General features: G+C 46.8%; 13 protein-coding genes. All 13 read left to right on the top strand.

The features are described from left to right. Positions 1-122: 122 nt before the first annotated feature. Entirely contained in the window at positions 123-1,925 is a 1,803-nt protein-coding gene (locus DW922_RS16785) for a recombinase family protein (RefSeq protein ID WP_117760458.1), read from the top strand. A 33-nt stretch (positions 1,926-1,958) separates the two neighbouring features. Continuing rightward, a complete protein-coding gene (locus DW922_RS16780; protein WP_117515787.1) occupies positions 1,959-2,306 on the top strand; it encodes a TnpV protein in 348 nt (115 codons plus the stop codon). 17 nt (positions 2,307-2,323) lie between these two features. Further along, positions 2,324-2,605, top strand: a complete 282-nt coding sequence (locus DW922_RS16775) for a DUF6809 family protein (protein WP_117515786.1) — start codon at positions 2,324-2,326, stop codon at positions 2,603-2,605. 125 nt (positions 2,606-2,730) lie between these two features. Then, complete coding sequence (locus DW922_RS16770) at positions 2,731-3,009, top strand: ferredoxin (protein WP_243004528.1); 279 nt, start codon at positions 2,731-2,733, stop codon at positions 3,007-3,009. After that, entirely contained in the window at positions 3,002-3,292 is a 291-nt protein-coding gene (locus DW922_RS16765) for a molecular chaperone (protein ID WP_117515785.1), read from the top strand. The genes DW922_RS16770 and DW922_RS16765 overlap by 8 nt, the downstream gene beginning before the upstream one ends. Before the next feature lie 226 nt (positions 3,293-3,518). Further along, positions 3,519-3,878, top strand: coding sequence for a PadR family transcriptional regulator (locus DW922_RS16760; protein WP_069989223.1), 360 nt, complete (start codon positions 3,519-3,521; stop codon positions 3,876-3,878). Then, positions 3,875-4,333: a DUF1700 domain-containing protein gene (locus DW922_RS16755; RefSeq protein WP_069989222.1), complete on the top strand. Its 459-nt coding sequence runs from the start codon at positions 3,875-3,877 to the stop codon at positions 4,331-4,333. Before DW922_RS16760 ends, DW922_RS16755 begins: the two co-directional genes overlap by 4 nt. A 2-nt stretch (positions 4,334-4,335) precedes the next feature. Then, entirely contained in the window at positions 4,336-4,773 is a 438-nt protein-coding gene (locus DW922_RS16750; RefSeq protein ID WP_069989221.1) for a DUF6591 domain-containing protein, read from the top strand. Between the two features lie 77 nt (positions 4,774-4,850). After that, a complete protein-coding gene (locus tag DW922_RS16745) occupies positions 4,851-5,156 on the top strand; it encodes a DUF3847 domain-containing protein (protein ID WP_069989220.1) in 306 nt (101 codons plus the stop codon). Positions 5,157-5,454: 298 nt separating this feature from the next. Continuing rightward, positions 5,455-7,050 carry a MobQ family relaxase gene (gene mobQ / locus DW922_RS16740; RefSeq protein ID WP_117515784.1) on the top strand — a complete coding sequence of 532 codons (1,596 nt, stop codon included), beginning with the start codon at positions 5,455-5,457 and terminating at the stop codon, positions 7,048-7,050. Between the two features lie 66 nt (positions 7,051-7,116). Beyond that, complete coding sequence (locus DW922_RS16735) at positions 7,117-7,743, top strand: CHC2 zinc finger domain-containing protein (RefSeq protein WP_117515783.1); 627 nt, start codon at positions 7,117-7,119, stop codon at positions 7,741-7,743. After that, entirely contained in the window at positions 7,700-9,031 is a 1,332-nt protein-coding gene (locus DW922_RS16730; protein WP_117760457.1) for a virulence-associated E family protein, read from the top strand. Before DW922_RS16735 ends, DW922_RS16730 begins: the two co-directional genes overlap by 44 nt. 252 nt (positions 9,032-9,283) lie before the next feature. Beyond that, the gene (locus DW922_RS16725) at positions 9,284-9,469 is read left to right on the top strand and encodes a transposon-encoded TnpW family protein (protein WP_069989216.1); all 186 of its coding nucleotides are present in this window, start codon (positions 9,284-9,286) and stop codon (positions 9,467-9,469) included. Positions 9,470-9,556: the final 87 nt, after the last annotated feature.

Genomic DNA, 9,556 nt, shown 5'->3' with positions numbered 1-9,556 from the left:
GTCACTGACCCGAAGGGTTACAATAATATAGGACAGAGAAAAAGTCACACGGTAAGACGAAAATCTTCTGCCATGTGGCTTTTTCTGTACCCTATATGAATTTTCCAGAAAGGAGGAAGCCAATGGAAACCAAGAAAACTAAGTACACAGCCCTCTATGAGCGATTGAGCCGTGACGATGAAATGCAGGGCGAATCCAACAGTATCACCAACCAGAAGAAATATCTGGAGGAGTATGCCAAGGCACAGGGATTTAAGAATATCCGCCATTTCACGGACGATGGTTATAGTGGCGTTGACTTCAACCGCCCCGGATTTCAGTCTCTGATTGCCGCAGTCGAAGCAGGAGAAGTCGATATTGTCTGCGTAAAGGATATGTCGAGGTTTGGGCGTAACTATCTAAAAGTCGGCTTTTATACGGAAATCATGTTTCCCGAAAAAGGTGTCCGATTTATCGCAATCAACAACGGCGTGGATAGTGCCAATCCAAGCGAAAATGACTTCACTCCGTTTTTGAACATTATGAACGAGTGGTACGCAAAGGACACAAGCAACAAAATCCGTGCTATCTTCCGTTCAAGGATGCAGGACGGAAAACGATGCAGCGGTGCTATCCCTTATGGTTATAAGCGTGACCCGGAGGACAAGAACCATCTGCTGATTGACGAGGAAGCCGCAAAGGTAGTCCGCAGAATATTCCAGATGATTATTGACGGTATGGGGACAAAGGCGATTGCAAATAAGCTGTCCGAGGAAAAGGTGCTGATACCGTCTGCATATCTGGAACAGTCCGAGCATGGAGAGAGCCGAAACCACAGCTACCATGACCCATATCGTTGGAACTGTACCGCAGTTGCCTATATTCTTGAAAAGCAGGAATACATGGGGCATACCGTGTTGGGAAAGACCATCTGCGAGAACTTCAAGACCAAGAAGCGAAGAAAAGCCAGACCCGATGAACTTATCATCTTTGAGAATACCCATGAAGCCATTGTCGATGAAGAAACATGGCATCTGGCACAGAAGCTCCGCAGGAAAACAAAGCGTACTCTGGCTAACGGGACTTACTCCCACCGCTTGTCTGGACTGCTTTACTGTTCGGATTGTGGAAAACGCCTGTCTTATGCAAGCCCACATTCACAGCACAGAGCAGACGGAAAAACCTACGATGCAGACAGCAACTTCCGCTGTCCAACCTACAAATCCATGTACGGCGAGTGTACGATGCACTTTATCAAGGCATCCACTCTGGACAGTCTGGTGGATGAAGCTATCCGCAAGGTTGCCGCCTATGTGCTGAAAGATGAACAGGCATTTTTACAGCAAGTCAAAGAGCTTACAAGTGCCAGTCAAGCAGTTGTGCAGACCGACAGCAAAAAGGAGCTTGTAACCGCAAAAAAGCGTATTGCAGAACTGGATAATTTCATCAAAAAACTCTATGAGGGCAACGCATCCGGCAAGATACCCGACAGACAGTTTGAAAAGCTCATGGCTCAGTATGACACCGAGCAACAGGAGCTTGAAGCAAGGGTCGCTGAAATCGAAGCGAAGATCAGCGAACTCCGGCAAGAGGAAGAAAGCGGAGAAATGTTTGTCCGACTGGTAAAGCGATACCGTGACTTTACGGAAATCACACAGACCATGCTCAATGAGTTTATTGACAAAATCGTTGTCTATGAAGCGACTGGCGGCAGAACCGCCAACCGCACCCAGCGCATTGACCTCTACTTCAATTTCATCGGTCAGTTTGTGGTGGAAGATACCGAAGATGAAGTCCTGTCAAGGCAAGAGGAAGAAAAGCGACTGGCAGAACTCAAAGAGCAGGAACGCAAAGACCGCAGAAATGAAACTGTCCGCAGATACAGACAGCGTAAAAAGGAAAAAGAAGCTGCCGAAGCAGAAGCCGAAAAATCCCGATGTGCGTAATAAACAAAATATATTTTCAAGGAGGAAAACACTATGGAACTCAATTTTATCAAGTGCGGAGACTACTATGTACCCGACATCAAACTGGCAAAGCCGAATATCCGTCTCGGAAAATGGGGGCGAATGAGAAAGGAGTATCTGCGACTGGCACACCCCATCCTCTTTTCCGACATGGTACTGTCCGAAACGCTCTATGAGCATTGTGCGGAGATTGAGGAAGCCGCCAAGAAGCGACTGGAAATCATCATTCCGCAGCTTGCAAAAGCATACGGCGTGACGGAGCAGTTGAAAGCAGAAAACCAAATCGAATGGGTTCGCCAGATGAACGCTTGCGTTGCACAGGCAGAGGAAACCATCAAGGGCGAACTGATTTACTGCTGAGAAAGGAGTTAAATTTTATGATTTTAGAAGCGTTGTTCAATGGCGAGATTTACGCAAGCGAGAATGTCGTACCAAAGTCCGACAAGTTCCGTGAAGCCACCGGGGAGATTGCAAGGATTATGTCTTTCTTCGAGGACAAGCTAAGCAAAGAGGACTACGCCTTGCTTGAAAAGCTCTGCGACAGTCACGCAGACGAGGGCAACATAACCAATGAAGTCCAATTCAAGTATGGCTTTACAATGGGCGTTCTGATGATGTGCGAAATCTTCCACAGCCCATTCTTCCCACCTACTAAGTAGAGGTAAAAGACTGGACAATTCAGCAAGTTCAGACCCCACAATTTCATACCGTAAGCAAAGCGACAGGTATTTCCTTGTGAAGTCTCTGTCGCTTTTAATTTCACAATTTCAAGGAGGATTTATCTATGAGAATGTCTATGAACGAAAAGAAAGCCCTTTATGCCTTTGGCTGTCCGAACCGTGAAGCCACCGTTGAACGCTTGCGTTTTGCGGCTGCACTTGCTCCCGATCCTGCGGCAAAGAAGCTGTTCTTCACTCTGGCAGTCAAGCTGAGTGACGAGAGCTGCGACAGATGGTATCGCTGTTTCTTCTACAACATGAGACTGGAAGTAGAACACTTCGCCCACCACAAGTACCATTCCGATAATCAGCCGATTTCCATTAGGGAGAGATTATATGAGTAAGCTGACGAAGTACGAAAAGGAAACTATCGTCCTGTTCAACGAGGGCGAGGACACAGCACACATCCAGACCTACAATGCCGGACTGAGGAACAGACTGGCGGCGTTCTCCAAGAAGTACCCCGACCTTTGCCGACTGGAAAAGACCTACGAGCAAGGCGGCGTGTCCTATGTTCTGGACAAGTCCCGACTGTCCATCCGTCTGCAGCCGCCGTACAGCGAGGAACGCAGACGAAAAGCAAGCGAGAACGCCAAGCAAAACGGTTTCGTCAGTCAGACGGAATAATGTAGCGTTTAGGGTTGATATGCGGTCAAAATGTCGGGTCTGTATCCGATGTTTTGACCGCAAGTACATAGGGATGTATAAGGTATCGAATATGACGAAAATGTAAAATTTACCGCTATAGATGTGAATTTCTTTCAAACTATATTGACTGAACTTGCAGACCGTAGTATAATTAGTTTTGCTATTTAGGTATGCTAAGTAGCAAAACTAAAGTGAGGTAGAGAGTATGGATAATAAGTATGTGCAACAATTCAAAAAAGGCTCTCTTGAAATGATACTCTTATCCTTAATCGGACGCAAAGAAACCTATGGCTATGAAATTATCACAGAGTTAAATAACAGTGCGTCTGTTTTGGGATATGCGAAAGAGGGGACGATTTACCCTATTCTGTATCGCTTGCAGGAGGCAGAGCTAATTCAATGTCGTTTAGCACCAGCGGCAGCTAATGGTGGCTCTAAGAAATATTACTCCCTTACTCCCAAAGGAAAGGAAGTTTTACAGGAATTGATTATGTTTTGGGCAAGCTACACAGATTGCGTAAATGGCTTTATCGCCAGCTATCAACAAACGGAGGTGTCAGAATGAAAGAACAATATATTAAGCAGGTTGAAAAGGAATTGAATTTATCACGCAAAGCCAAAACTGAGGTTGTGCGTGATCTGAATGAAATCTTTGCTTCTGCTGCAGAGCATGGAGAAACTGAACAACAGGTAATCGAAAGGTTGGGGACACCAAAAGAATTTGCTGACAATACAGCAGAACAGTTTGGAATTGATAATTCTGCTCCCCAGAAACGAAAAGGGATTATTTCAAGCGTTACTTCCCTTGTGGTAGCTGTTGTTGCTTTTGTAATTTATGCTACTGCAAAATCTGATAAAGTGCCAGATGGAGCTATCGGGCAAGCAGACGCAATGACAAACATTCAAGTTGAGGGGACTTTCGGTTTTGATGCATCACAAGTCATTTTAGTGGTCGGCATAATCGCTGTTACATTTGCTGTCATTCAGATTATCCGAACAGTCCGCAACAACAGGAGGTAACTATGAAAAAATATATTTCAATACTTGCGGTTTTACTTATGCTGTCATTGACAGCGTGTTCCAACCTGGGAACAACACCAACTGGCACAGGAAACACAAGCAATACACAATCTGAAAGTATTACGATGCTTGATGAGGGTGTATGGCCTGTGAATGAATACACAGAGGGACTTCCTGTTCCGTCCGGTACAGTTGCGTGGGCTATGCTCGATACAGAACACGAGAATTGCAGTATCAGCATTGTAGATATAGACGAAAGTGCTTATAACGAATATATGGAGCTGTTGAAACAAGAAGGCTTCTCCGTGATTGAGGATGTATCAGAAGAAATCAAGGGACAGGACTATGTTTCTATTGGTACGCTTCTATCTAATGACGAAAAAGGATTGAGTATCAGCTACATACCCGATAATTTAACTATTTACATTTCATTTGAATAATGACTAAGCCAAAGGCGATCAACCGTAAAAAGTTGGTCGCTTTTGTTTTATCCATTATTGCGAAAGGAGTTGACCCGATGTCCAATGAGAAGTTGGAAAAGCTGAAACGAGAACAGTATGTTGCGGAGAAAAAGCTGACCGCAGCCAAGCACAAGGAAAAGCGACTGGAAAGCGAAATCAAGCGACTGACCCGAAGCGAGAGAACCCACCGCCTTTGTACTCGTGCCGGAATGTTGGAAACCTTTTTGAGAGAACCGACCATTCTGACGGACGATGATGTGATGGAGCTTCTGACTTTCATCTTCCACAGCGAAGCGGTTCAAAAGAAGCTGAATATGCTGATTGCGAACCGAAAGGAAAATGAGCAACCGAACGGGAGCTAAAAACCCTGTTGAGAAACAGGGCGCAATTATACACCACCTAAAGATGGTGATTGCGTTCTGCCGAAAGCCCCTTGCAGGGAGCTTGATGATTTCCGCAAAAGTCTTTTGCTCCAATCATCCAGAGGAAGCTACACTTCCCCTGCGCTGTCTTGTGACAGCTACCCCTTTGTGGACTTGCCGCCGATGAATGATTGCAAGCAATCATTCACCGTCAGCAAGTTTTATACTTTCCCCATCTGACCGCTGCTGAAAAGTATCGGTCATTTTTTATTGCACCGAGAAAGGAGGTTCAAACAAAATGCCAGTACCCCATCTGAACATACGAATTGTTCAGAGAAGCAAAGGCAACTCTGCCGTTGCCGGAGCCGCCTACCAAGCCGGAGAAAAATTGTTTTCCGAGTATGACCAGAAGCACAAAGACCACCGCAGAAAACAGCATGAGGTTGTTTACACGGAAATCATGCTCCCAACCAATGCACCACCCGAATACGCAGACCGAGCTACACTCTGGAACTCTGCCGAGGAAGTGGAGAAGCAATGGAACTCACAGCTTGCAAGGCGTTTCGTTGTTGCCCTGCCGAGAGAAATGCCACTTGAAATGTGTCCGCAGATGATGCAGGAATACTGCAATGAGCATTTCGTGTCCAAAGGAATGTGTTGTGATTTTGCAATCCATGACCCAGATCCTCCGGGACACAATCCCCATTGCCACATCATGCTGACCATGCGAGCCATTGATGAAAACGGAAAGTGGATGCCCAAGAGCCGAAAGGTTTATGACCTTGACGAGAACGGCGAGCGTATCAAGCTCCCGTCCGGCAGATGGAAAAGCCATAAGGAAGATACCGTTGACTGGAACGAACAGTATCACGCCGAGGAATGGCGACACGGATGGGAAGTCATTCAGAATAAATATCTGGAGCTTGCCGGAAGTGCCGAGCGTGTGGATATGCGTTCCTATGAAAGACAAGGGCTTGACATTATCCCGACTGTCCACATGGGAGCCGCCGTTTCTGCTCTGGAGCGCAAGGGCATTGAAACCAATATCGGCAATCTGAACCGAGATATTAAAGCCGCCAACCGCATGATGAACGCTATCCGCAGTACCATCAAAAATCTGCGAGACTGGATTGCGGATATTGTGTCTGCCACAAAAGAAGCGTTTGCAGAAATGGAAGCCGAAAAGAAAAATGCTTCGCCCGACCTCTCCACTCTGCTCCGTGACTATATGAATCTGCGAAAGGCAGAACGCAGCGACTGGTCGAGATACGGACAGCAGAAAGGCACAGCCGATGATTTGAAAGCTGTCTCCAAAGCTCTGATCTATTTAAAAGAACATGAGCTTTTCACTCTGGAAGATTTGGACACCGCCCTGCAAGGCGTGAATGAGAAAGCCCAGACAATCAATGCCGAAATGAAAAAAGCATCTGCCCGAATGAAAGTCATTACCGGCATACAGAACGCCGTGGCAGACTGCAAGACCCACAAGGCAGTCCATGACAAGTATCTGAAAATTGGTTGGAAAGCAAGGCAAGCCGCTTTTGCAGAAAGCCATAAGGACGAACTGGACAGCTTCAATAAGGCGTTCCGTTATTTGAAAAAACAGGGCGTTGATTTGAATGTAAATCTGGATGCTCTGCAAACCGAGTATGACAAGCTGAAAGCAACCCACAGCCAACTTGCCGGACAGCTTGCAACCGTCAAAGAGGAATTACAGCCGATGAAAGATATTCGCTACTGGGTCGGCAAAGTCCTCACGCCGGAACAGGCAGTCGAGAAGAAGCCCGAACCGAAGCACTCCGTAACGGAGAAAGTGAAGTTCCTGCAGGAGCAGGGCAAGAAACAGCCGGAGCAGAAAGCTCCGCAGCACAAAAAACAGAATATGGAACTCTAACAGGCACTTGCCGTTTTCTTTGCGAAAATGTCGAGTGCCTTTTTTGTTTCCCGAAAGGATGATGCAATGAATGTATTTGAAGCAATAAAAGACAATGTTACCACCCGACAGGCGGCAGAGATGTACGGCATCCGTGTCAATCGTCACGGCATGGCAGTCTGCCCATTTCACAATGACAGAAATCCGAGCATGAAAGTGGATATGCGTTTCCATTGTTTCGCTTGCCAAGCAGACGGAGATGCAGTTGATTTTGTTTCTCGACTGTTCGGACTGCCAAGCAAAGAAGCCGCCATGAAGTTAGCTGATGATTTTGGTATCTGCTATGACAGCAGACAGAAGCCATCCGTCAGACCAAAGATTAGAGAACCTACCCCCGAACAGAGATACCAACAGGAAGAAAACCGATGCTACAAGGTGCTGACCGATTACTTCCACTCTCTCCGAGCATGGAAACAGCAGTACGCACCGATACAGCCGGAGGATGAATGGCATCCCCTGTTCGTGGAAGCCCTGCAAAGAGAAAGCTATATCGAATATCTGCTTGATATTCTCTTGTACGGCACTCCCGAAGAAAAGAAAGCTCTGGTTGCCGAGCAAAGAAAAGAGGTGATGAAACTTGAACAGCGATTTGCAGAACCCACAGCCGAGCATGACCGTGGAAGAAGTCAGAGGAAGTCTGGACTTGACCGATAGCGGAGCTATCAAGAACAGCATAAGGAACTGTCTGACAGTATTTCAGAATGACCCATATCTGCAAGGTGCTGTCAGGTACAACATTCTCACGGAGCGTATCGACATTGTAAAGCCCCTTTGGTGGAGCAAGCAGACAGCGACACTCAACGATACGGACTTGAATTATCTGATGCTCTATCTGGAAGATAAATACGCATTGACGAGCGAGAAGAAAATCCAGAAAGCTATCTCCATTGTCGCTGACTGCAATAAGTACCACCCCATCCGTGACTATCTGAACAGTCTGGAATGGGATGGCACAGAACGCATCCGCTACGCTCTGACCCGTTTCCTCGGTGCAGAGGACAGCGAGTACACCTATCAATGCTTGCGACTGTTCATGTTGGGAGCTATCAGCAGAGTATTCAAGCCCGGATGCAAATTTGAAGTCATGCTCTGCCTTGTTGGTGGGCAAGGTGCAGGAAAGTCCACTTTCTTCCGACTGTTGGCAGTCAAGGACGAATGGTTTTCCGATGACCTAAAGAAGATTGACGATGACAATGTTTACCGCAAGATGCAGGGGCATTGGATAATCGAAATGTCGGAAATGATTGCCACAGCCAACGCCAAGAGCATTGAGGATATTAAGTCCTTTATCAGCAGGGCGAAAGAAACCTATAAAGTGCCGTATGAAACCCATCCGGCAGACCGACTTAGGCAATGCGTGTTCGGCGGTTCTTCCAATACAATGGACTTTCTGCCCCTTGACCGAAGCGGCAACCGTAGGTTCTTGCCCATCATGGTACACCCCGAAAATGCCGTGGTTCACATTCTGGAAGATGAAGCTGCATCCAGAGCGTTCATTGACCTTATGTGGGCAGAAGCCATGTTCATCTATCATAATTTCCCTGTAAGGCTGACCTTATCCAAGGATATGGACAAGGAACTGAAAGAACTGCAAAAGCAATTCATGCCGGAGGACACCAAGGCAGGACTGATACAGTCTTTCCTTGATAATTACAACGGCACACAGGTCTGCTCCAAGCTGATCTATGCAGAAGCTCTGAACCATCCCTTTGACGAGCCGAAGCAATGGGAAATCCGAGAAATCAACGAGATTATGAACAACAGCATCGAGGGATGGACACCATTTTCAAATCCCCGTATCTTTGCTAAGTACGGCAGACAGCGAGGATGGGAACGCACCCCACCGTCCGGCAACGAGCTATCGGCAACAGGCTCAAATTTGCTTGACGGTTTTCGGGAACTGACCGAGGAAGAAGCCCGACAGATGGAACTTCCATTCTGAAAAACTGACCGTGTTGCCGAGCCAGTTGCTATCCCGTTGCCGACCCCGTTGCAGGGCTAATCCCTTAAAACCCCTTTATTTACAAGGAGTTTTCTTCTCCGGCAACGAAAGCAACGGAGAAATCAAAGAAAAAAGTAAAAATAGTAAAAGAGCCAGATAGGACTATGTTTGAGGTTTTTTGAAGCCCGTTGCCGGACTTCGTTGCCGCCCCTCACACCCTGTCTGGCTTTTTCCATTTCAAGGAGGTATTCAATGGCAAAAACAAAGAACACAGCACCCACAACCACCGAGCAGACCGCACCCGTCCTTGTCAGAAAGATTGGAAAGACCACCTACATGGTGGGCATCCATTTCAGTCAGACGAGCAAGGAAACAATGGACGATAAGGTGCTACGCCTTATCAAAAACGACATTCGCAACGCCGCCATGTGCGGATAAAACCATCGTCAAGGCAGGATGTGAGTTGTTCATAAAATGTTTGCAAATAAAATGCACATTCTGTCTTGACGAAACGCTTCCGAAAGG

Origin of the sequence: Clostridium sp. AM42-4 (genome assembly GCF_003480105.1) — a bacterium.
Classification (GTDB): Bacteria; Bacillota; Clostridia; order Lachnospirales; family Lachnospiraceae; genus Brotaphodocola.
This window is presented reverse-complemented; position numbering and strand designations above follow the sequence as displayed.

Coding starts and splice junctions, on each gene's coding strand:
- DW922_RS16745 (WP_069989220.1), top strand. CDS start 4,851: ATGTCCAATGAGAAGTTGGAAAAGCTGAAACGAGAACAGTATGTTGCG.
- DW922_RS16730 (WP_117760457.1), top strand. CDS start 7,700: ATGACCGTGGAAGAAGTCAGAGGAAGTCTGGACTTGACCGATAGCGGA.
- DW922_RS16785 (WP_117760458.1), top strand. CDS start 123: ATGGAAACCAAGAAAACTAAGTACACAGCCCTCTATGAGCGATTGAGC.
- DW922_RS16775 (WP_117515786.1), top strand. CDS start 2,324: ATGATTTTAGAAGCGTTGTTCAATGGCGAGATTTACGCAAGCGAGAAT.
- DW922_RS16770 (WP_243004528.1), top strand. CDS start 2,731: ATGAGAATGTCTATGAACGAAAAGAAAGCCCTTTATGCCTTTGGCTGT.
- mobQ (WP_117515784.1), top strand. CDS start 5,455: ATGCCAGTACCCCATCTGAACATACGAATTGTTCAGAGAAGCAAAGGC.
- DW922_RS16750 (WP_069989221.1), top strand. CDS start 4,336: ATGAAAAAATATATTTCAATACTTGCGGTTTTACTTATGCTGTCATTG.
- DW922_RS16780 (WP_117515787.1), top strand. CDS start 1,959: ATGGAACTCAATTTTATCAAGTGCGGAGACTACTATGTACCCGACATC.
- DW922_RS16765 (WP_117515785.1), top strand. CDS start 3,002: ATGAGTAAGCTGACGAAGTACGAAAAGGAAACTATCGTCCTGTTCAAC.
- DW922_RS16755 (WP_069989222.1), top strand. CDS start 3,875: ATGAAAGAACAATATATTAAGCAGGTTGAAAAGGAATTGAATTTATCA.
- DW922_RS16735 (WP_117515783.1), top strand. CDS start 7,117: ATGAATGTATTTGAAGCAATAAAAGACAATGTTACCACCCGACAGGCG.
- DW922_RS16760 (WP_069989223.1), top strand. CDS start 3,519: ATGGATAATAAGTATGTGCAACAATTCAAAAAAGGCTCTCTTGAAATG.
- DW922_RS16725 (WP_069989216.1), top strand. CDS start 9,284: ATGGCAAAAACAAAGAACACAGCACCCACAACCACCGAGCAGACCGCA.